Source organism: Nonomuraea soli, from assembly GCF_013761175.1.
In the GTDB taxonomy this organism is placed as follows: Bacteria; Actinomycetota; Actinomycetes; order Streptosporangiales; family Streptosporangiaceae; genus Nonomuraea; species Nonomuraea soli.
Window position 1 is genome coordinate 289,458 of record NZ_JACDUR010000001.1, and the last position, 21,186, is coordinate 310,643.

The 21,186-nt window shown below is 72.6% G+C and carries 15 protein-coding genes; 8 read left to right on the plus strand and 7 right to left on the minus strand.

From position 1 onward, the window contains the following. Positions 1-89: 89 nt before the first annotated feature. Both HNR30_RS01405 and HNR30_RS01410 read left to right on the plus strand, forming a co-directional pair. Complete coding sequence (locus tag HNR30_RS01405; protein WP_181607569.1) at positions 90-1,250, plus strand: ROK family transcriptional regulator; 1,161 nt, start codon at positions 90-92, stop codon at positions 1,248-1,250. 12 nt (positions 1,251-1,262) lie between these two features. Next, entirely contained in the window at positions 1,263-1,910 is a 648-nt protein-coding gene (locus HNR30_RS01410) for a M15 family metallopeptidase (protein WP_181607571.1), read from the plus strand. Here the strand turns inward: HNR30_RS01410 and HNR30_RS01415 are convergent. Genes HNR30_RS01415 through HNR30_RS01425 form a run of 3 tightly spaced genes read right to left on the minus strand, consistent with a single transcriptional unit; the run spans position 1,907 to position 4,195 of the window. Further along, the gene (locus HNR30_RS01415) at positions 1,907-2,800 is read right to left on the minus strand and encodes a CU044_5270 family protein (protein ID WP_181607573.1); all 894 of its coding nucleotides are present in this window, start codon (positions 2,798-2,800) and stop codon (positions 1,907-1,909) included. The two genes, HNR30_RS01410 and HNR30_RS01415, sit on opposite strands and share 4 nt — an antisense overlap. Positions 2,801-2,807: 7 nt before the next feature. Next, positions 2,808-3,371, minus strand: a complete 564-nt coding sequence (locus HNR30_RS01420) for an RNA polymerase sigma factor (protein WP_181607575.1) — start codon at positions 3,369-3,371, stop codon at positions 2,808-2,810. A 59-nt stretch (positions 3,372-3,430) separates the two neighbouring features. Further along, the gene (locus HNR30_RS01425) at positions 3,431-4,195 is read right to left on the minus strand and encodes a phosphotransferase family protein (protein ID WP_246377284.1); all 765 of its coding nucleotides are present in this window, start codon (positions 4,193-4,195) and stop codon (positions 3,431-3,433) included. Between the two features lie 108 nt (positions 4,196-4,303). Here HNR30_RS01425 and HNR30_RS01430 point away from each other — a divergent pair, with 108 nt between their 5' ends. The 6 genes from HNR30_RS01430 to HNR30_RS01455 are packed head-to-tail and all read left to right on the plus strand — an operon-like array spanning position 4,304 to position 15,114. Then, positions 4,304-5,728 carry a class I adenylate-forming enzyme family protein gene (locus HNR30_RS01430; RefSeq protein ID WP_312894178.1) on the plus strand — a complete coding sequence of 475 codons (1,425 nt, stop codon included), beginning with the start codon at positions 4,304-4,306 and terminating at the stop codon, positions 5,726-5,728. Beyond that, positions 5,725-7,089, plus strand: a complete 1,365-nt coding sequence (locus HNR30_RS01435) for a condensation domain-containing protein (protein ID WP_181607579.1) — start codon at positions 5,725-5,727, stop codon at positions 7,087-7,089. The genes HNR30_RS01430 and HNR30_RS01435 overlap by 4 nt, the downstream gene beginning before the upstream one ends. Then, positions 7,079-7,924, plus strand: coding sequence for a thiamine pyrophosphate-dependent dehydrogenase E1 component subunit alpha (locus HNR30_RS01440; protein WP_181607582.1), 846 nt, complete (start codon positions 7,079-7,081; stop codon positions 7,922-7,924). The genes HNR30_RS01435 and HNR30_RS01440 overlap by 11 nt, the downstream gene beginning before the upstream one ends. Beyond that, positions 7,915-8,889 carry an alpha-ketoacid dehydrogenase subunit beta gene (locus tag HNR30_RS01445; protein WP_181607584.1) on the plus strand — a complete coding sequence of 325 codons (975 nt, stop codon included), beginning with the start codon at positions 7,915-7,917 and terminating at the stop codon, positions 8,887-8,889. Before HNR30_RS01440 ends, HNR30_RS01445 begins: the two co-directional genes overlap by 10 nt. Then, positions 8,882-9,928: a 2-oxo acid dehydrogenase subunit E2 gene (locus HNR30_RS01450; RefSeq protein WP_181607586.1), complete on the plus strand. Its 1,047-nt coding sequence runs from the start codon at positions 8,882-8,884 to the stop codon at positions 9,926-9,928. The genes HNR30_RS01445 and HNR30_RS01450 overlap by 8 nt, the downstream gene beginning before the upstream one ends. After that, positions 9,925-15,114, plus strand: coding sequence for a non-ribosomal peptide synthetase/MFS transporter (locus HNR30_RS01455; protein WP_181607590.1), 5,190 nt, complete (start codon positions 9,925-9,927; stop codon positions 15,112-15,114). Before HNR30_RS01450 ends, HNR30_RS01455 begins: the two co-directional genes overlap by 4 nt. Here the strand turns inward: HNR30_RS01455 and HNR30_RS01460 are convergent. Genes HNR30_RS01460 through HNR30_RS49865 form a run of 4 tightly spaced genes read right to left on the minus strand, consistent with a single transcriptional unit; the run spans position 15,056 to position 21,172 of the window. After that, positions 15,056-16,831 (minus strand): N,N-dimethylformamidase beta subunit family domain-containing protein, encoded by a 1,776-nt coding sequence (locus HNR30_RS01460; protein WP_181607592.1) that lies wholly within the window; start codon positions 16,829-16,831, stop codon positions 15,056-15,058. The two genes, HNR30_RS01455 and HNR30_RS01460, sit on opposite strands and share 59 nt — an antisense overlap. Continuing rightward, on the minus strand, positions 16,828-18,075 hold the full coding sequence (locus HNR30_RS01465; RefSeq protein ID WP_181607594.1) for a condensation domain-containing protein: 1,248 nt from the start codon (positions 18,073-18,075) through the stop codon (positions 16,828-16,830). Before HNR30_RS01465 ends, HNR30_RS01460 begins: the two co-directional genes overlap by 4 nt. Then, the gene (locus tag HNR30_RS01470) at positions 18,072-18,308 is read right to left on the minus strand and encodes an acyl carrier protein (protein ID WP_181607596.1); all 237 of its coding nucleotides are present in this window, start codon (positions 18,306-18,308) and stop codon (positions 18,072-18,074) included. Before HNR30_RS01470 ends, HNR30_RS01465 begins: the two co-directional genes overlap by 4 nt. Beyond that, positions 18,305-21,172: an AMP-binding protein gene (locus HNR30_RS49865; protein WP_181607598.1), complete on the minus strand. Its 2,868-nt coding sequence runs from the start codon at positions 21,170-21,172 to the stop codon at positions 18,305-18,307. The genes HNR30_RS01470 and HNR30_RS49865 overlap by 4 nt, the downstream gene beginning before the upstream one ends. Positions 21,173-21,186 lie beyond the last annotated feature (14 nt).

Genomic DNA, 21,186 nt, shown 5'->3' on the forward strand with positions numbered 1-21,186 from the left:
TCAGTCTGGCTGACTGCTGCTAAACTAACAAGAAACTTTCTTAAAAGAAACAAGTCGTTAGCCGATCGTGACGAGAGGGGGGCCGAGTGGTGGCCCAGAGCCCCGGGACACCCCGGTTGCTGCGCAGGCTCAACGACCGCAGCGCCCTCGAACTCCTCTTGTCGGATGGTCCGCTGACCCGTGCCGAGTTGGGTGAACTCACCGGCCTCTCCAAGGTAACCGCAGGTCAGCTGCTTGCGCGACTGGAGGAGCGAGGACTGGTCGAGGTCACGGGCGAGCGCGCCGGAGGCCGTGGCCCCAATGCCGCGCTCTACGGCGTCGTTCCCTCCAGTGCCTACGTCGCAGGCCTCGATATTCTGCCTGAATCGATCACCGTCGGTGTGGCGGACATCACAGGTAAAATCGTTGTCGAGGTCACAGTCGACCCGCTAGACGGTAAAGATCCGGTCAAGGCCGTCCTGAACGCGGTTCAACGCGCCTGCAACTCCGCCAGGATCGCGCAATCGCAGCTGCGATCCTTCGTCATCGGCACCCGAGGCGTCGTCGACCCCCGCACCGGCGAGGTGCGCTTCTCGATGGACCTGCCCGGCTGGCACGTCGGCGTGCTGGCGAGCCTGCGCCGCACCCTCGGCGCCTCCGTCATCATCGAGAACGACGTCAACCTCGTCGCCCTCGCGGAACACCGCTACGGCGCCGGCATCGGCCAGGACGACTTCGTCGTCATCTGGGCGGGCGTCGGCCAAGGCCTGGGCGTCATGCTCGGCGGCAGGCTGCACCGCGGCATCACCGGCGGCGCGGGCGAGATCGGCTGGCTACCGGTGCCGGGCGAACCCCTGCCGACCGACGTCAGCCGTCCCACCTCCGGCTCCTTCCAGCGCCTCGTCGGCAACGAGGCGCTCGGCGGGCTGGCCGCCGCCCACGGCATCCCCGGCCGCACCGTCCCCGAGCAGATCCGCACGGCCGTCGCCCGCGAGGCCACCGCCTACCTCGACGACGTCGCCACCCGCCTGGCCGTCGGGGTCGCCGCCGTCGCGGTGGTGCTCGACCCCGGCCTGGTCGTGCTCAGCGGCGACGTCGGCAAGGCGGGCGGCCCCATCCTGGCCGCGATGGTCGAGCAGGCCGTCGCCCGCGTCTGCCCGAGCCGGCCCAGCGTCCAGGCGACCCGCGTGGCGGGCAATCCGGTGCTGCGCGGCGCGCTCGTCGCCGCCCTTGAGCAGGCCCGTGAGCAGGTCTTCTCCGACACCGTGTGAGAATGAGGTCCCATGCGGGACGACATCGTGCTGATCTCCGACCCTCGCGTGGCGGCCATCCCGGTCTCGGAATCCGGAGAGCCCCTGGCCGACGCTCGCGGCCGGTTGCGGGTCGATTCCCGGCTGGCCGACCCGGCCGGCGCCTACGCCCACCTGCGCAGCGGCCTCCTGGCCCGGCTGGAGCGCGCCGAGCGCCGCCTGCCGTCCGGCTTCCACCTGCTGATCATCGAGGGCTACCGGCCCATCGCCACCCAGCAGGAGATCTTCGACTCCTACTCCGCGACGCTGCGCGCGACCTACCCCGGCCGCCCGCCCGCCGAGATCGCCACCATGGCCAGCCGCTACGTCTCCCCGGTCGCGGTGGCGCCGCACACCGCGGGCGCCGCCGTCGACCTGACCCTGTGCTCGCCCGACGGGGCGGAGTACGACATGGGCACGCCCGTCAACGCCACCCCGGAGGAGAGCGACGGCGCCTGCTACACCGACGCGCTCTCGATCTCGGGTGAGGCCAGGCAGCACCGCAAGATCCTCGCCTCGGCGCTCGAATCCGCCGGCCTGGTCAACTACCCCACGGAGTGGTGGCACTGGTCCTACGGCGACCGCTACTGGGCGCTGTCGACCGGCGCCGCCCACGCGCTCCACGGCCCGGTGCCCTTCTAGCGCTCGCCCGCCCGGTCCACGAACCTCCCCAGCAGCAGGCTGTCCCAGTTCAGGAGCCGGTCGCCGGCTCGACTGCGATAGCCCAGGTACGCATAGGAGCCGGGATCGACGAAGATCTCCTCGCCGCCGAGCCGGAGCGTCACGCCCTTGCGCTTGGCGAGATCGGCCGAGCGGCCGGAGTAGCGCACGCCGGGGATCTTCGCCATGGCGCCGTAGATCGCCGCCCGAAGGCCTTCTGGCAGCACCGACTCGCGCATCCCCATCGCCAGGTGCTGGAAGGTGAACAGGTCGCGCTCCTCGGGAGTGATCTTCCGCTTCAGCCTGGCCTCCCGTTCGTCGATGGCGGTGTAGGAGCGCTCCAGCAGGGCCGCCGGATCGGTGGGCAGCGACAGCAGGAAGCCATAGGTCACCTCGAACTCCGAGCCCTTGATGGTGCGCAGCTCGCCGTTCTCGATCACGGCGAAGGCGGAGTCGTCCACCCGCCTCCACAGCTCTTGAGTGGCGGTCCGGCCGTCCTGGAGGCGGACCATGAGCTTGGTGTAGGCCCACGGCCCCGTGGGCTCGGCGGGAGCGCCGGCGGCCTTGGCGGCGGCGCCGAGTGCCAGCCGTTCGGCGCTGGAGACAGGCCGCAGGGTCGGTGTCGTGGTGACCGCAGGGGTGGCGGCCCCGGGCCTGCGCGGGAGGCCGGGGTCCGGCCTGGCCACGAGGATCGCCGCCGCGGCCGTGGCCAGCGCCGCCGCTGCCATGATCAGGAGGAAGGGCCGCCTCGGCCTCGCGGCGTGAGACCTCGAGATCCGGCCGGTCAGCCGGACGCGCGCCGCCCGCGTGGCCTCGGGGGAAGGGCCCGGCTGGGCGTCGTGCCGGTGGCGCAGCAGCTGAATCTCGTCCATGAGGGGCCTACCTTTCGTCCGGGACGGACAACGCCGAGCGCAGCACGCGCCGGGCACGGTTGACACGGGATCCGACGGTGCCGACGGGGATGCCGAGGGCCGCCGCGACCTCGCCGTAGCTGAGCTCGGCGCACGCGACCAGCAGCAGGGCGTCGCGGTCGCCCTTGCCCAGGGCGGCCAGGCCGCGCGCGAGCGCCGGGGTGAGCTGCTCGGCGCTGACCCGTTCCGCCACCCGGTCCGCGTGGCCGTCATCGGCCTCGCGCTCCGCCGTACGGCTCAGCGCACGGTAGAGACGCAGCTCGCTGCGGCGGTGGCGGCCGATGAGGTTCGTGGCGATGCCGTACAGCCAGGGCCGTGCCTGCGGCCAGGCCGGGTCGTAGCGGTGCCGCTGGTCGAAGGCGGCCAGGAATGTCTCCGCGGCCACGTCGTCGGCGGCGGCGGATCCCAGCCTGACGGCCGCGTAGCGGTGGATCGCGGGGAAGTAGCGGTCGAAGATCTCGGCGAAGCACTCGGGCTCCGCCCGTGACCTGGCGATGATCGACGCGTCGCTCGTGCGCAGGTCAGGGGGCATGCGTCCGTCGCCTTTCTCGGGAACGTTCGCTGCTGATTGCCCGGAGCGCCGGGTCTTCTTCACGCCATCGTGCGCTCCAGGAGCGCCAGGCCCTCCTCGGCGTAGCGCCGCTCGCCGGTGCGCAGGCCGTAGGCGATGTCGCCGACGATCGCGCAGCGCGCGTAGAAGGCGACGCGTGCGTCCCATCCGGGATCGCGGTCGGGTGTGTAGGCGGCGGCCAGCAGCGCGCTGAAGCCGGGCCCGAGGTCGCGGTAGAGCAGCGCGAAGTCGCGGGCGGGATCGGCCACCAGGGCGTCGGTCCAGTCGATCACCCCGGTGACCTCGTCGCCGAGCAGCAGGATGTGCTCGTCGCCCAGGTCGTTGTGGCACAGCGCCTCGTGCTCCGGCTCGCCCGGCGGCGGCTGGGTGAGGAACGACTCGACGAGCACGCGGGCCCGGCCCGGGAATCGGCCGGCGACCTCCTCGAACTGCGCCGCCGCCGCGTCGAGCTGCTCGCCCATCGTCGGGGTGAAGCGCGGATGCTCGATGCGGCAGGTGTGCAGCACGCTCAGGAAGGCGCCCAGGGTCTCGGCCAGGCGGCGCGGGTCGGCGGCCGGGTGCTCGGCCAGGGGCGTGCCCGCGAGCCGGTGGTAGACGATCAGCCCCCGGGCGGGGTCGCTGTCGACCACGCGCGGCACCGGCAGCGGGGAGATCGGCGCGAGCGCGTCGAGCAGCGCGACCTCGCGGCGCGTCGCCTCGGGATCTGGGCGTTTGCCGACGCGGGCCAGCAGGCCGCCGTCGAGTTCGTGGACGGTGTTGTCCCAGCCTTCGCCGATCGCCTTCATCACGGCGAGAGCGTATCGGGCCGGAACCTTGCGCCGCGTTTGGTGATCATGTAAGACTTGCAAAATAAATAGGAAAGTTTCCTGTCTGTTCTTCCCTGGAGTGCCCGGGTGAACCTGACCGTCCCCGACTTACTCGTCGCCCGCGCCCAGCGGGAACCCGACCGCACGGCCATGATCGTCCACGGTCGGGAAGAGCTCACCTTCGGCGCATGGGCCTCGCGCTCGGGCGAGGCCGCCGCCGGCCTGATCGAGCGGGGCGTACGTCCCGGCGATCGGGTCGGACTGCTGTTCTCCGCCGCGGAGTGGACCGACTACGCCGTGGCCTTCTGCGCGGTCCTGCGCGCGGGGGCCGTGGCCGTGCCGCTGTCGGACCGGCTGGCCGCCGCCGACCTCGACCTCGTGCTGCGCGACTGCGGTGCGGTGGGCGTGGTGCACGGCGCCGTGCCCTACAGCGGCGGCTGGCACCTGGGCAGTGCGGCGGCCCCACCCGCCGAACTGCCCAGGCTCGCCGCCCGCGACCGGGCGCAGATCCTCTACACCTCCGGCACGACCGGGCGGCCCAAGGGAGTCGTGGCCACGCACGCCAACCTGGCCTACGGCATGGGCGGCAAGCGGCGGCCCTTCGCCCACTCCCGGCACCTGGCCCACGCCTTCCCCATCGGCACGAACGCGGGCCAGACCATGCTGCTGTCCGCCGTCGACGCCAGCCCCGCGGTGGTGACACTGCCGCGCTTCACGCCCGGCCGGTTCGGGGCGCTCATCGAGTCGTACCGCGCGGGCACCGTCTTCCTGGTGCCCGCGATGGCGATCGAGCTGCTCAACGCCGGTGTGCACGAACGGCACGACCTGTCGAGCGTGCTGCTCCTGGGCTCCGCCGCCGCTCCGCTGCCGGGGCCGATCGCCCAGCGGCTGACGGCGGCCTTCCCCCGGGCGGCGATCACCAACTACTACACCTCGACCGAGGCGGCGCCCGCCCAGACCATCATGATGTTCGACCCGGAACGTCCCGGCAGCGTCGGCAGGGCGGTCGCCGGAGGCGGCGTCCGCATCGCCACCTCCGGCGGCGCACCCGCCGCGCCCGGCGAGACGGGCGAGGTGTGGATGCGCTCACCCACCGTCCCGCGCGCCTACTACGGCGACCCCGCGAGCGACGTCTTCCGCGACGGCTGGGTGCGCATGGGAGACCTGGGCTACCTCGACGACGAGGGCTACCTGTTCCTGGTGGACCGGGAGAGCGACGTCGTCAAGTCCGGCGCGTTCAAGGTCTCCACCATCCGTGTCGAAGAGGCCGTCTACGCCCACCCCGATGTGGTCGAGGCGGCCGTGCTCGGCGTACCGCACCCCGTGCTCGGGCGCGCCATCGCCGCCGTGATCGTCACCCGCGCTCCGCTTCCGGCGGAGGACCTGCGGCTCTTCCTGAAAGACCGGCTCGCCCCGCACGAGGTGCCCGCGCAGGTGCACACGGTCGAGGCACTGCCCCGCAACCGGGGCGGCAAGGTCGACAAGCGTCAACTCCTGGGAGCATTGCAATGATCGAGGCTTCGCTCGCCCAGCGGGGCATGTGGGTGACCGAGCAGTTGACGGAGACGGGATCGGCCTTCCACGTGCCGCTCGTCGTCCGGTTCGGCGACGACCTGGACTCCGCGGCGCTGCTACGCGCCTGCGCGGCCCTGGTCCGCAGGCATCCGGCTCTGGCGGGGGCGCTGCGCGAGGACGGCGACCGCCTCGTGCTCGTGCCCGGCGGCAGGCCCTCCATCGAGAGCGCGGAGGGCGAGCTCGACGACTCGCTGATCCGCGAGCCGTTCGACCTGGACAAGGGGCCGCTGTCACGCTTCACCCTGTTCGGGCGGACCCTGCTGTTCGTGGCCCACCACGTCGTCTTCGACGGGCTGTCCAAGGAGATCCTCCTGCGCGACCTGGCCTCCTGCTACGCGCAGGAGCTCGAGGTCTCGCGCGCGGCCGCGTTCTGGGCCGAGCGCTGGAACGAGCCGGGCGAGACCGTCGTGCAGGGCGTGCCGTACACGGCCAGGCACGCGGGCCGCGCGCTGGCCACCGAGATCACCCTCGATCCGCCCGCGATCGCCGGGCTGTCGCGCTTCGAGCACCTGCTCGCCGCGCTGCACGTGCTGCTGCGCGGGTACGGCAACGCCGACGTCGTCACCGCCATCGACCTGTCCACCAGGACCTCCGACACCCACGACACCATCGGATCGTTCGTCACCGAGCTGCCCGTCGCCTCCAGCCCGCGGCCCGAGCAGACCTTCCTGGAGTTCGCCACCGGGCTGCGCGCCACCCTGCGGGAGATCTACCGCCACCGCGCCGTGCCGCTCGCGGCGGCCGTCCCCCACCTGCGCCCGCACGCGGCCCTGACCCCGGTGTCGGTGAGTTACCGCCGCAGGACCGAGCCGGAACCCGCCTTCGTGGGCGTCACGGCCGAGGTCGACTGGACCGTCTTCAACCACGCCGTCCGCGGCGCCGTCCACCTGCAGTGCGTCGACAGCGCTTCGGGACTGCGCATCAGCCTGCGGCACCTGCCCGAGGTGGACGGCCCACGGCTGGCCGCCGACCTCGCCGCGCTCGTCGCCGCCGACCCCGGCCGGGCCCTGGGCGAGCTCGTCGGCTTCGAGACCCGCACGACGTCCTCGCCCGTCGTGGCCGAGCAGGCCGCGCCCGCCGCCGCGAGCGAGCTGACCGAGCAGGTCAGGCAGATCTGGGAGGAGGTGCTCGGCATCTCGCCCGTGCTCGACGACGACGACATCTTCGACCTGGGCGGGCACTCGCTGACCATCACCCAGATCATCGCCAGGATGGACAAGCGGCTGGGCGTCAAGGTCGAGCTGGACGACTTCTTCGACAACCCCACCATCGCCGGGGTGCTCGCCCATGCCCGCTGAGGACGATCTCGAACTGCTCCTGCTCATCAGGCACTTCGAGCTGGCCCTGCTGGACCTGTTCGACCGGGGCGAGCTCAACGGCACCACGCACACCTGCCTCGGGCAGGAGTACGTGCCTGTGGCCCTCGGGCCGCTGCTGCGCGAGGACGACCACGTCTTCAGCAACCACCGCGGCCACGGCCACTACCTGGCCAGGTTCCGCGACTTCCACGGCCTGCTCGCCGAGATCATGGGCAGGCGGGGCGGCGTCTGCGGCGGGGTGGGCGGCAGCCAGCACCTGTACCGCGAGACCTACCTGTCGACCGGCATCCAGGGGCAGAGCCTGCCCGTCGCCGCCGGGGTGGCCCTGCACCTGAAGGGCAGCGGCCGGCTGGCCTGCGCCTACATCGGCGACGGTACCTGGGGCGAGGGCGCCGTCTACGAGGCGCTCAACCTGGCCGCCCTGTGGGAGCTGCCGCTGATGGTCGTCGTGGAGAACAACGGCATCGCCCAGTCGACGCCGACCGAGCAGCAACTGGCCGGCAGCATCTCCGGCCGGGCCGCCGCCTTCGGCATCGAGCACCGCCTGGTGACCTCCACGGTGATCGACGAGATCCGTGACGACGTCGCCGAGACCGTCGCCGCCGTGCGTACCGGCCGCCCGGCCGTCGTCGAGTTCGTCACCCACCGGGTCGGCCCGCACAGCAAGGGCGACGACACGCGCGACGCCGAGACCCTCGCGCTGGCACGCAAGCACGACTGGTACCCCCTCCACGAGGGCGGCCAGGCCGACCAGGCGGCCCGCGCGCGCATCCAGCAGATCGTCGGAGAGGTGTCGGCCCGGCCATGCGCGTAGTGGAGAACCTCAACCTGGCCCTGCACGGGCTGCTCGCCGACGATCCGCGCGCCTACCTGCTCGGCGAGGACGTCACCGACCCGTACGGCGGAGCGTTCAAGGCCACCCGCGGCCTGTCGACACGCTTCCCCGGCCGGGTCCTGTCCACGCCGATCAGCGAGGGCGCGATCACCGGGGTCGCGGGCGGGCTCGCGCTCGCCGGCGACACCGCCGTCGTCGAGATCATGTTCGGCGACTTCGTCGCGCTCGCCTTCGACCAGCTGTGCAACTTCGCCAGCAAGTCCGTGTCCATGTACGGCAGGCCGCTGCCGCTGCGGCTCATCGTGCGCGCGCCCATGGGAGGCGGGCGCGGCTACGGCCCGACGCACAGCCAGAGCCTGCACAAACACTTCATCGGCCTGCCCGGCCTGTCCCTGTACGAGATGTCGCCCTTCCACGACAACACGCTCGTGCTGCGGTCGATGTTGTCGCGCGGGGAGCCGGGCATCCTCTTCGAGGACAAGGTCCTCTACACGCGGCGCATGCACGAGGCCGACCCGATCTTCCGCGTCCGGCTCGACGGCGAGCTGGCCGTGGTCGACCTCGACGACGCGCCCGAGTGCGTCGTGATCGCCCCCGGCGGCGTCGCCCACCGGGCCATGGCCGCCATGCGGACGCTCCTGATGGAGCAGGAGCTCTCGTGCCGGCTGCTGGTGCCGTCGCGGCTCTACCCGCTCGACGTCGACGCGCTGCTGCCCTACCTCGGTGACGCGGTCGTGGTCGCCGAGGAGAGCACCGCGGGCGGGACGTGGGGGAGCGAGGTCGCCCACCAGCTGCACCAGCGGTTGTGGGGGCGGCTGCGCAGGCCCGTCGCGGTGGCGCACTCGCGCGACGGGGTGATCCCCGCCGCCCTGCACCTCGAACGCGAGGTGCTGCTGAACGAGGAGACGATCGGCACGGCCGTACTGGAGGTCCTCCGTGGGTGAACTGCTGGTTCCCAGGCTCAACCCGAACGACACCGAGTACCTGCTGGTGGAGTGGGTCGTGGAGAACGGCGCCGAGGTGCGGGCCGGGGAGGTGGTGGCGGTCGTGGAGAGCTCCAAGGCGGCCACCGACCTGGAGTCGCCGGGCGACGGGGTGTTGGTGCACGAGGTGAAGGAGGGGGCCTGGTGCGAGCCGGGCGCCGTGCTCGGGCGGGTCACCTTGGGGGGTTCCGCCGCGCCCGCCCCGGTGGCGGCCTCCGGTGACGGCGTGCTGATCACCGAACCCGCCCGCGCGTTGATGGCCGAGCTGGGCGTGACGGAGGCGGAGATCGCCGGGCTCGGGGTCGCCGTCGTGAAGCGCTCGCACGTGGAGGAGGTGGCCGGACGCCGGAGCCCGGCGCCCGCCTCCGCCGCCGGCGGCCTGCCGCTGACGCGCGTGCAGCGGGCCGTCGCCAGGGCCGTCTCCATGTCGCACCAGACCATCCCCGCCGCCTACACGGTGATGCGCTTCGACGTCGGCCAGGCGCTGGCCAGGGCCGAGGAGCTCACCCAGCAGGTGCGCAGGCCCGTCGGCCTGGCCGAGCTGTTCGTGCACGCCATCGCCGCCCTGCACCCCCGCTTCCCGCTGTTCTTCGCCACCCTCGACGGCGACCACGCGCTCCCGTCACCCACGCCGCACGTCGGCGTCACCTTCGACCTGGGCGAGGGCCTCTACGTACCCGTCGTGCGCGACCCGGCGAGCCTGACCGTCAAGGAGCTGGCCGTCACGCTCATGCGCTACCGCGTGGCCGCGAGCAAGGGCGAGTTCAAGGGCGCCGAGCTGACCGGGGCCACCATCACCCTGACCCTCCACACCGAGCCTGACGTAATCATGGCGATCCCGTTCGTCTTCCCCGGCCAGGTCGCCGCGCTGGCCCTGCCCGCCGCCAGGCAGGAAGGCGAGCGCATGGTCGCCGACGTCGGCCTGGCCTACGACCACCGGCTGATTAACGGCCGTGACGCGGCGCTCTTCCTGAGCGCGCTGAAGAACGAGGTCTCATGACGCTCACAGAAGCCAAGCGGGCGCTGCTGGCCCAGCGTCTGCGCCGTCGCGAGACACGGACGATCGAGCCGCGTCCCGAAGGCGTCGCGCCGCCGCTCGCGCACGCCCAGGAGCGGCTGTGGTTCCTCGACCAGTACGAGCCGGGCTCGACCGCCTTCGTGGTCCCCTCGCTGGTGCGCCTGCGCCGCCCGATCGACGAGCAGGACCTGCGCGTGGCGCTGGTCCGGCTGCTGGCCAGGCACGAGGCGCTGCGCATGAACTTCCGCGCCACCGACGACGGCAGGCCCAGCCTGGTACTGCGCGAGCCCGACAACCCCGCGCTGAAGGTGCGCAGGGCGGCGAGCCTGGAGGAAGGGCTCCAGCTCGCCGAGGCCGAGCTGGCGGTCCCCATTGACCTGGCCGAGGACCCGATGCTCCAGGTCCTGCTCGTCAGGCTCGCGCCCGACGACCACCTGCTGCTCCTCAAGGCCCACCACATCGTCGTCGACGGCTGGTCGGCCGAGATCGTCATGCGCGACCTGCTCGCCTGCTACGACCGGCGGCCGATGGCGGAACTGCCGATCGGCTACGGCGACTACGCGATCTGGGAGGCCGGGCGCGACTACGGCAGGGAGGTCGCCTACTGGCGGGAGCGGCTGCGCGACGTGCCGCCGCTGGAACTGCCCACCGACCGGCCGCGCCCGGCGGTGCGCAGGGACGCGGGAGCCGCCACCCCGGTGCGGATCGGCGCCGACGTGGTCGCCAGGCTGGCGGCGGTGAGCGCACGCGCGCACGCCACGCCGTACATGACCCTGCTCACCGCCTTCCAGGTGCTCCTGGGCCGGCTGACCGGGCAGGACGACTTCGCCGTCGGCACCCCGGTGGCCGGGCGCGGATTGCCGGAGCTCGACGGCGTGGTCGGGATGTTCGTCAACACCCTCGTGATGCGGGCCGGCCTGGCCGGCGACCCCACCTTCGAGGAGCTGCTCACCCAGGTCAAGGAATCGGCCCTGGACGCCTACGCGCACCAGGACCTGCCGTTCGAGCGGCTGGTCACCGAGCTCAACGTGCCGCGCGACGTCAGCCGCTCGCCGATCTGCCAGGCCATCTTCGCGTTGCAGAACTTCGACAGGGCGGGTGACGTCGAGGCGGTCGACGTCCCGATCACCAGCACCCGGGCCGACCTGTGCCTGTACCTGTTCGAGACGGGCGAGGAGCTGACGGGCTCGCTGACCTACAGCACCGACCTGTTCACCGGCGAGAGCGCCGAGCGCCTGGCCAGGCGCTTCGAGACGCTCGTGCGCTCGATCGCCGAGCACCCACGGGCCCGCCTGTCGGAGCTGGAGGTGATGGACGACGGCGAGCTGGAGCTCATCGACTCCTTCAGCCGCGGCGAGCAGGTGCGCCCGCTCCAGGCACGGCTGCTGCACGAGGTGCTCCAGCCGGGCGAGGGCGTCGCCGTCACATGCGACGGCGACGAGCTCACCTACAGCGAGCTCGACCGGCGCGCGACCCGGCTGGCGGTGGCGCTGCAGCGCCGCGGCGTAGGCCCGGACGTCCGGGTCGGCGTGCTGCTGGAGCAGTCGGTCGACATCGCGGTCGCGCTGCTCGGCGTGCTGAAGGCGGGCGGCGCCTACGTGCCGCTCGACCCCAAACTGCCGCAGGAACGGCTCGACTACCTGGTCGAGGACTCCGGCGCGGTCACCGTGCTGACCGACGTGACGGGCGAGGACGGCGAGTTACGCGACCCAGGCACCACGCCCGACCACCTCGCCTACGTGATCTACACCTCGGGCACCACCGGCAGGCCCAAGGGCGTGGCGGTGCAGCACCGGCAGATCCTCACCTACCTGGCCGGGGTCCGCGAACGCTTCGGCGTCGAGCCGGGCTCGCGGTTCGCGCTGATGCAGTCGCTCGCCTTCGACTTCGGCATCACGATCTTCTACCTGTCGTTGCTGACCGGCGGCACGCTCCAGCTGCTCGACCCGCAGACCCAGGAGCTGCCCGAGGCCGACTACCTCAAGCTGACCCCCTCCCACCTGGCCTCCCTGCTGTCCACGGGAGACCAGCGGCTGCCGCGCAAGCTGCTGATCCTCGGCGGCGAGGCCTCGCGCAGCGCCTGGGCGGGGGAGCTGTCCCGCAGGACCAGGGTGATCAACCACTACGGCCCCACCGAGGCGACCGTCGGCATCACCACCCACGAGGTCACCGGCCACGAGACCGAGCCCGCCCTGCCCATCGGCCGGCCGCTGCCCGGCGCGCGGGTGCTCGTGCTCGACGCCGCGGGCAGGCCCGTGCCGATCGGCGCCACCGGCGAGATCCACCTGGGCGGCGACCGCCTGGCCCGCGGATACCTCGGCAGGCCGGAGCTGACCGCCGAGAAGTTCGTCGAGCTCGACGGCGAGCGCTTCTACCGCACCGGCGACCTGGGCCGCTGGCTGCCGACCGGGGAGCTGTGCTTCCTGGGCCGCCGCGACCTGCAGGTCAAGGTCCGCGGCCACCGCGTGGAGCTGGGCGAGATCGAGGTGGCGCTGTCGGCGCTGCCCGAGGTCGAGCAGGCCGTGGTCGAGCTCAGGGGCGACCGGCTGGTCGGCTACCTGACCGGGGAGCGCCTGAGCGTCAGCGAGCTGCGCGCCCGGCTGGGCCGTACGCTGCCCGACTACATGATCCCGGTCCGCTACGTTTGGCTGGACGAGCTGCCGCTCAAGTCGCACGGCAAGGTCGACAGGGCCAGGCTGCCGGAACCCGACGAGGAGCGGCCCGACCAGGAGACCGCCTTCGTCGAGCCGTCGACCGAGCTGGAACTGGCCGTGGCCGAGGTCTGGGCCGAGGTGCTCGGGCTGGAGCGGGTCGGGGCGCACGACGACTTCTTCGACCTCGGCGGGCACTCGCTGCTGGCGGCGCAGGTGGTGGCCAGGCTCAAGCGGCGCCTGCCGCGCCCGGTGACCATCCTCGACCTGTTCCAGCATCCGACCGTGCGAGGCCTGGCCGCGCTGTCGCAGACCGCCGACTCGGGGCGGCTGGTCCACCGGCTCACCCGGGAGCAGAAGGCGACCGCGAGCGTCGTCTGCATCCCCTACAGCGGCGGCAGCGCGGCCATCTACCAGCCGCTGGCCGACGAGATGCCGGCCGGGCACGCCCTGTACACCGTGACGGTGCCCGGGCACGAGCTCGGCGCGCACGAGCAGGCCACCGCGGTCGAGGAGATCGCCGAGCGGTGCGCGGCCGAGATCCTGGAACACGTACGCGGACCGCTGTCGCTCTACGGCCACTGCGGGCTCGGCGTGATGCTGACGGTCGAGATCGCCCGCCGGCTGGAGGCTGCCGGACGTGACGTGGACGCGGTCTACCTGGGCGGCGTCTTCCCCTTCGCCCGGCCGCGCAAGGGCCTGCGCCGCGTGACCGAGGCGATCGAGAAACTCCAGGGCGACCAGCACTGGGCCAACGGCCTGCGCGCCGCCGGGCTCGACACCGACGGGCTGGACCAGGCCGAGCTGCAGTTGCTCATCGACAACCAGCGGCGTGGCACCAAGGAGGCGGAGGAGTACTTCACCCGCCTGTTCGAGGAGGACCCGATACGCCTGCGCGCCCCGGTGATCTCCGTCGTCGGCGAGCGCGACCCCGCCACCGACTACTACCAGGAACGATTCCGGGAGTGGCACCGCATCGCCGAGCGCACGGCGCTCGTCGTGCTCGACGAGGCCGGGCACTACTACCTGAAGTACCGGGCGGCCGAGCTGGCCCAGATCGTCACCAGGACCCACCACGAGTGGGAGCGGATCCCGCGCTCCACATGGTGGGTGGAGGGGGTCTCCGAGCAGGCGAACGCGCAGGCCGGTCCCGAGCCGACCATGCGGCGCTTCTCCGCCGTCGCCGCCGGCCAGCTGATCTCGATCATCGGCGCGGCCCTGACCGAGTTCGCCGTTCCGATCTGGATCTACACGACCACCGGCTCGCTGGTGAGCTTCGCGCTCTTCTCCGTGCTGGCGCTGGTGCCCGGCACGCTGGTGGCGCCGATCGCCGGGGCGGTCGTCGACCGCTACGACCGCCGCACGGTCATGCTCGCCGGCAGCACCGCGGCGGGCTCCACCCAGCTGGTGCTCGGAGTCCTGCTGTGGACCGGCAACCTGCAGCTCTGGCACGTCTACCCGCTGCTGGCGCTGCTGTCGGTGGCGCTCACCTTCCAGCGCCTGGCCTACCAGTCGGCGGTGCCGCAGCTGGTGCCCAAGCGCTACCTGGGCCATGCCAACGGCATCGTGCAACTGGTCACCGGCACCTCCCAGCTGCTCGTCCCGCTGATCGCGGTCGGCCTGGTGGCGCTGATCGGCCTGGAGGGCATCCTCGCCATCGAGGTGGTCTCCTACACCCTGGCCATCGGCACGCTGCTGATGATCCGCTTCCCCAAGGCGATGGCGGCGCGCAGGCGCGAGACGCTGGGCGCCGAGATCGCCGGCGGCTGGCGCTTCACGTGGGGCGTGCGCGGCCTGCGCGACATGGTGCTCTTCTTCACGGTGCTCAACGTCTTCCTCTCCCCGCTGTTCGTCCTGGTCACCCCGCTCGTGCTGGGGTTCGCCACACTCGCGGACGTGGGCAGGGCGGCGTTCGCGGGCGGCCTGGGAGCCTTCCTCGGCGGCCTGGTGCTGACGATCTGGGGCGGCCCGCGGCGGCGGCGCATGCGCGGCATGCTGCTCTCGGTGCTCGGGCTGGCGGCGGCCGCGCTGGTGACGGGCCTGCGCGCCGAGTTGTGGGTGGTCGCGGTCGGCGCGTTCGGCCTGTCGTTCGCCCTCACCACGGTCAACGGCATCTACGCCACGATCGTCCAGGTGAAGGTGCCGCGCCGCTACCACGGCCGGGTGTTCGCGCTGAACACGATGATCGCCTGGTCGACGCTGCCGATCGGGTTCGGGCTCGTGGCGCCGTTCGGCACGGCGCTGGTGGAGCCCCTGATGGCGCCAGGGGGAGCGCTGGCCGGCAGCGTGGGGGCGGTCATCGGCACGGGGCCGGGGCGCGGCATCGGCCTGATGTACCTGCTGCTCGCGCTGGCGATCACGATCGTGGTGCTGGTGGCGCTGCGGGCGCGCACGCTGGCCCGCTTCGACGAGGAGGTGCCCGACTCGCCGCCGGACGACCTCATCGGCTACCAGGAGATCAGTGCCCGGGCAGGCGGACCGTCCGCCACCGCAGAGGCTCCGACCGTCCGGCGCTGACCAGGCGCCCGGCGCAGGTGGTGAACACCTCGCCGGGCGCCTGGAGCCCGAGCGGCTCCCAGGTACCGCCGGGGATCATGGTGTGCACGTCTCCCGCCGCGTCGGCGGCGTAGAGCCGTCCGTTCATGGCGGACAGGCACCGCGCACCGGAGGCGGGACCGGCCGGGCGCCAGGTCCGCTCGCCGAAAGTCAGGCTCCACAACTCGTCGCGGTCGGTGGCGACGTGGAAGGCGTTGTCGGCCACGGCCAGCGCCAGGGCCCCCTCGGGGGCGGGCCCGAGGTCGCCGCGGTCGAGGCTGACCAGCCGTCCGGCCGCCGACAGCCCGAGCAGCTCGACGCCGATGCCGCCCGCCGCCTCACGCGGCACGGCCAGCGCGCGCAGCTCGCCGACGTAACGCACCGGCTGCCAGGCCAGGTTCTGCCCGCACAACTCGCGCGCCAGCAGCGTGCCGTGGGCGTCGACCGCGTGCAGCGTACGGCCCAGCACGGCCATGGCGCGGATGTCGGCGGCGGCCCCGATGACCTCCCAGCGCGGCGACGGCGCAGCGGACAGCCGGTCCAGCACGTTCCTGGTGACGCGCTCGACCACCGGATCGTGCAGCGTGTTACCCCAGTTGATGGTGGCGGCGTTGAACACGGTGCCCGCGCCGCTGGTGAACACGCCCATCGTGGCCATGCCGCCCTGGCCGTAGGCACTCCAGTGCCGCAGGTCGGCGGTGGCCAGCACGACGAACGACGACGGCGTGCCGTCCCGCGCGGTCACCCTCGGCACCCCGGCGACCTCCTCGAACTCGGCGGCGTCGGTCTCGTAGCCGAGGCTGCCCTGGCCGAACTTGTCGCCGTCGGTCAGGCCGGTGCCCTCGAACACCCAGTGGCCCGCGAAGCGCGTGGTGTACGACTCGTCGAGCATGCGGCGCATGTAGGGGCCCCAGGTGCCGGCGCCCGCGCGGAAGCTGGTGCCGGTCAGGGTGTTCTCCGGACGGCCCGTGGCGACCCACTCGGCGCTGCCGGTCAGGGGGTCGCGCTCGCAGACCATCGTGCGGCCGCCGTCCTCCAGCGTGATCTGCCACCAGGCGGTGTTGCCGGAGAAGAAGGCGACGTTGCCGCCGGCGGCCACGAAGTCCTCGACGGCGTCGCGCATGCCCATCGACCAGTACTCGTCGTGGCCGTTGACCACCAGCAGGCGATGCGCGGCCAGCAGCTCGGGATCGAGGTCGAGGTTGGAGCAGTAGGCTACGTCGTAGCCGGCGGGACGCAGCCAGCGGATCATGCCCTCCTCCCAGCGCTCGGGCGGCGGACCGCCTCCCGGCCGGTCGAAGCTGACGCGCGTGGCCCGCTCGGGGGACTCGGTCCAGTACAGGCCCTCGCCGGGCACGCCCGACCTGTTGTAGGCCTGCCAAGTGGTGAAGGGCACGCTGACCAGGATGGGCGAGGTCGGGCGTGCCTGCCGTACGACGAAGTACACCTCGTTGTCGGGGCAGGGCGCCGAGCCCGGCAGGCTGTACGGCCACGGCTGCTCGGGACCGAAGCATGCCCGGTAGAGCGAGCTGGGCCAGTCGTCCCCGATCCGCAGGGTCCAGTCGGCCCCCGCCCGGCCCTCGTGGACGATCCGGTCGTCGGCGACGTCGGTCACCACGACGGGCGAGGGGGCCGACAGCGTGAAGCGCAGCTCGCCGCCCTGGACGCAGGAGGTGGCGTGCGCGTAGGCCGCGATCATGGCCGCGCCGCCTCGACGAGCATCGACTCCAGATCGAGCAGGTAACGCTCCATGGCAGGCTTGGGCAGGTAGCGCGTGTCTGCCGTGAGCGAGACGCCCTCGGGGCCGACGTGCACGCAGAAGCGGCAGTTGAGCTTGTCCTGGCTCATCGGCCAGGTCAGCGTGCTCTCCTCCAGCGCCCGGTCGAGCTCGGCCCCGGTGCACGGCTCCGGCCCCGGATCGGTGAAGCGCATGTCGTTGAAGCAGCAGTTGGGATGCACCGGCTCGCCCCGGCGCTCGCTCTCGGCCGCCACGACGGCCGCCCGGTCGGCGGGGTCGTGGTAGGCGCTGCGGTAGGCCTGCAAGGCTGCGGGCGCGGCCGATCTGAGCAGCTCCTCGAACGGGCGGTCCACGTCGACGGTGAACAGGCCCTCCTGTGACAGCGTGCTGACCAGGCCGATCGTGTCGCGTCTGAACCGGTTGGCCACGATCGGCAGCACCGCTGTCGTGGCGCGCCCGGCGAGCTTGGCGACCGCGCTGAGGAGCACGGTCGAGGTCGAGACGGCGTGGCCGGCGGCCACCGCCCGCACCGCCAGGTTCAGGGCGGGGGAGTGGAGCAGCGCCCGCCAGATCGGCGGTCCCGCGGGTTCTGCCACCCGCACGGGGAACATGGTCGACGGCATGCGCGCGTGCTCGGCCGCCCAGTGCCCGGCGGCCTTGGCGGCGGCCCTGCGGCCGTCCGGCCCGCTCTGCCAGCGGGCCAGGTCCAGGGGCTGGGGCGCGGGCGTGCGCGGGGCGCGGCCCAGCAGCAGCACGCGCAGGTCGCGTACGGCCACCTCGGCGCCCAGCCCGTCGGCGGCCAGGTGGCAGAAGACCAGCACCAGGTGGGTGACGGCGTCGCCCTCCGTGATCAGGGCGACCCGGAGCGGCCATTCGTGCTCGTAGTCGAAACGCGTCGCCTCCAGCCCCGCCATCACAGCCTCGGGGTCCGCGCCCTCGTGGACGAGCAGCGGCAGCCGCCCCTTCTCGTGCAGGCGCTGGGCGCCGTCGTCGAGGAGCGTGCGGAGGGAGCCGTGGCGTTCGATCAGCCGGGCCAGCGCGTCGGCGGCCTCCTCGACGCTCACACCGGACGGCACACGCACGATCCGCCCGAAGTTGAAGTAGTGGTCGTCCGGCGCGGTGCGCTCGATCGTCTCCCAGATCGCCCGCTGACCCCAGGTCAGCGGGGCCGTACCCGATCCGGGACCGGCGAACTCGACGTTCATGGGACCGCGACGAAGGCCGCGAGCCGGTCGAGGTCGTCGAGCATGGCCAGGCCGTCGTCGGTCAGCTCCACCTCCACCCCGAACTCCGCCTCGATCGCGTCGACCAGCCGCATCTGGCCGATCGAGGTCAGGCCGAGCGCGCTCAGCGGCACGGCGGAGTCGAGGGCCTCCTGCGCGGTGACAGCGTTGTCAGAGGCCTCCGCGACCAGTTCGGCCAGTCTCTGCTTGATCATGTCAGCTCCTTTGCGAGGCGCTCCGCCTCCTCGTCGGAGAGCTGGTCCAGCTCGGCGACCAGCAGCTCCTCGATCGACCGCGCCAGGCCCTCGACGGTCGGGGCGGAGAACAGGGCGCGAATGGGCACATCCAGCTCGATCGTGGCGCGCAGCCGCGAGACTGCGCGGACGGCGGACAACGAGTGGCCGCCGAGGGCGAAGAAGTCGTCGTACGCGCCGACCTTCTCCAGCTCGAGCACCTCGGTGTAGACCTCGGCCACCAGCGCCTCCGCGTCGGTGCGCGGGGCCACGTAGCCGGCCTTGACCGGCTGCGGCTTGGGCAGCGCGTTGCGGTCCACCTTGCCGTTCGGCGTCAGCGGCAGGCGCTCGACCACGACCAGGGTGGAGGGCAGCATGTAGGCCGGCAGGAAGCGGGCGGCGTGCTCCCTGACCACGTCGGGCTCACCGCCCACCAGGAAGGCCACCAGGGAGTCGTCCTGCACCGCGGCGACCGCCTGCCGTACGCCCGGGTGGCTCTCCAGGACCGCCTCGATCTCGCCCAGCTCGATGCGGTGGCCGCGTAGCTTGACCTGGTTGTCGGTGCGGCCGAGGAACTCCAGGGTGCCGTCGCGCAGCCACCTGACCAGGTCGCCGGTGCGGTAGCGCCCGCCGCCGAAACGTTCCGCCGTCAGCTCCGGGCGGCCCAGGTAGCCGTCGGCCAGGCCCGCGCCGCCGATCAGCAGCTCGCCGGGCACGCCGACCGGCACCGGCTCGCCGCGCCGGTCCACGACGTGCAGCGTGGTGTTGCGCAGGGGCCGCCCGATGGAGACGGACGTGGGCTCCGGCGGCACCTCCCACCAGGTGGACCAGATCGTCGTCTCCGTCGGGCCGTACATGTTCAGCAGCCGCGGCACGCGGGCGCGCAGCTCGGCGGCGAGCTTGACCGGCAGCGGCTCGCCCCCCGTCAGCGCGACCACCTCGGGCAGGTCACCGGCCAGGAGCACCCGCCAGCCCGACGGCGTCGCCTGGACGTGGGTGACCCCGGGCGGCACGCCGTCGTGGGCGCTCTGCGCGACCACCACCCGGCCGCCCGAGACGAGCGGCAGGTAGAGCTCCAGGCCGGAGATGTCGAACGACAGGGAGGTCAGCGCCAGCCAGACGTGTTCGGGGCGGGGGTCGAGCAGGTCGCTCATGGCGTGCACGAAGTTCGCGAGCGCCCGATGCGGGATCACCACGCCCTTCGGGCGGCCGGTGGATCCCGAGGTGTAGAGCACGTAGGCGGTCTCGGCCGGGGTGAGCACCGGCTCGGCGGGCTCGGCCTCGACGTCGGTGAGGACCAGCTTGGCGCCGGAGTCCTCCAGGACGTAGTCGAGCCTGGCCTCGGGGTAGTCGGGGTCGAGCGGCAGGTAGGCGGCGCCCGCCAGGTTCACGCCGAGGAGCGCGACGACCATGTCGGCGCTGCGCGGCAGCCGTACGGCCACCAGGTCGCCGGGGCCGATGCCCTGGCCGCGCAGCCGCTCGGCCAGCCCGCCGGCGCGGGTGACCAGGTCGCGGTAGGTCAGGTCGTCGACCGCGAGGTTGCCGGGAGTCCTGGCGGCCTGCTCCAGGACGAGCTGGGCGACGCTGCGCCCGTCGGCCTCGGCGGCGGTGTCGTTCCATGCTTCGAGCTGCCGCTTCTCGTCGCCGGGCAGGAGCTCGCCGGTCTCCAGCAGCGACAGGTAGCGCCGGGTCATCGCCTCGACGCTCTCGCGCTCGAACAGCTCCTCGCTGTAGATCGCCACGCCGAGCAGGCTGCCGTCGGCCTGGGGGTAGAGGTCGAGGGTGAGATCGTGGCGCGCGGGGTGCCAGCCGTGGTCGTACGGCTCGGCATCCAGACCCGGCAGCGGGTCGGCGACGCGGTCCTGGGTGTGGAGCGCGAACATGGTCTGGAACAGCGGAGTCCTGGACAGGTCACGCTCCAGGCCTAACGCGGTGATCAGGCGGTCGACCGGCACGTCCGGCCGGGACAGGGCCTGCAGTACGCTCTTGCGGGTCCGGCCGAGCACCTCGGTGAACCCGGCCTCGCCGCCGAGGTCGCACCTGAGCACCATCGTGGTCGACAGATAGCCGATCGTGCGGTCCAGCTCGGGGGTGCCGCGTCCGGCACCCGGCACGCCGACGCAGAAGTCGTGCTGGCCGCTGTGCCCGGCCAGCAGGAGCTGGTAGGCGGTGAGCAGTGCCATGAAGGGCGTGCACCTGGCGCGCTTGGCCGTGTCGGCGACCGCGGCGGCCAGCTCGGGGGTGATCGTGAAGCGCACCTCGCCGCCGGCCGTGCCGCGGACCGCCGGTCGCGCGTGGTCGGTGGCCAGGTCCAGGACCGGCGTTCCTGACAGCTGCTCGACCCACCAGTCGAGCTCGGGCTCTGGGCGCGGTGCCGGCTGGGGAGCGGGCGAGGTCGGCGGCGTGCCCGCATAGCAGGCGCCGACCTCGCTCTGCAGCACGGTCAGCGACCAGCCGTCGCCGTTGATGTGGTGCAGGACGACGCAGAGCACGTGGTCGTCGGGGGCCAGCTCGATGAGCGTCACCCGGAAGGGCGGCCGCTCGGCCAGGTCGAAGGCGGCGTTGGTGCGCTCCTTGACCAGCTGGAACGCCTGACCGGGCTCGGCCCTGAGCCGTTCGAGGCGGAAGCCGCCGGGCGAGTCGATCACCGCCTCCGGCCGTCCGTCCGCCTCGACGTAGCGGGTGCGCAGCGCGTCGTGTCTGGCGACGACCGTCTCGAACGCCGACTCCAGCCGCTCCGCGTCCAGGGGACCGCGCAGGCGGTAGGCGTAGGAGCAGTTGTAGGACGGGTCGTCCGGGTCGAGCCTGTTCAGGAACCAGAGCCGTTCCTGCCCGTAGGAGAGCACAGCCGTCCCCCCGG

Excerpts from the sequence above, each read along its gene's own strand:
- HNR30_RS01445 (WP_181607584.1), top strand. The coding sequence starts at position 7,915 with ATGCGCGTAGTGGAGAACCTCAACCTGGCCCTGCACGGGCTGCTCGCC.
- HNR30_RS01455 (WP_181607590.1), top strand. The coding sequence starts at position 9,925 with ATGACGCTCACAGAAGCCAAGCGGGCGCTGCTGGCCCAGCGTCTGCGC.
- HNR30_RS01440 (WP_181607582.1), top strand. The coding sequence starts at position 7,079 with ATGCCCGCTGAGGACGATCTCGAACTGCTCCTGCTCATCAGGCACTTC.
- HNR30_RS01470 (WP_181607596.1), bottom strand. The coding sequence starts at position 18,308 with ATGATCAAGCAGAGACTGGCCGAACTGGTCGCGGAGGCCTCTGACAAC.
- HNR30_RS01465 (WP_181607594.1), bottom strand. The coding sequence starts at position 18,075 with ATGAACGTCGAGTTCGCCGGTCCCGGATCGGGTACGGCCCCGCTGACC.
- HNR30_RS01410 (WP_181607571.1), top strand. The coding sequence starts at position 1,263 with ATGCGGGACGACATCGTGCTGATCTCCGACCCTCGCGTGGCGGCCATC.
- HNR30_RS01425 (WP_246377284.1), bottom strand. The coding sequence starts at position 4,195 with ATGAAGGCGATCGGCGAAGGCTGGGACAACACCGTCCACGAACTCGAC.
- HNR30_RS01420 (WP_181607575.1), bottom strand. The coding sequence starts at position 3,371 with ATGCCCCCTGACCTGCGCACGAGCGACGCGTCGATCATCGCCAGGTCA.
- HNR30_RS01460 (WP_181607592.1), bottom strand. The coding sequence starts at position 16,831 with ATGATCGCGGCCTACGCGCACGCCACCTCCTGCGTCCAGGGCGGCGAG.
- HNR30_RS01415 (WP_181607573.1), bottom strand. The coding sequence starts at position 2,800 with ATGGACGAGATTCAGCTGCTGCGCCACCGGCACGACGCCCAGCCGGGC.
- HNR30_RS01435 (WP_181607579.1), top strand. The coding sequence starts at position 5,725 with ATGATCGAGGCTTCGCTCGCCCAGCGGGGCATGTGGGTGACCGAGCAG.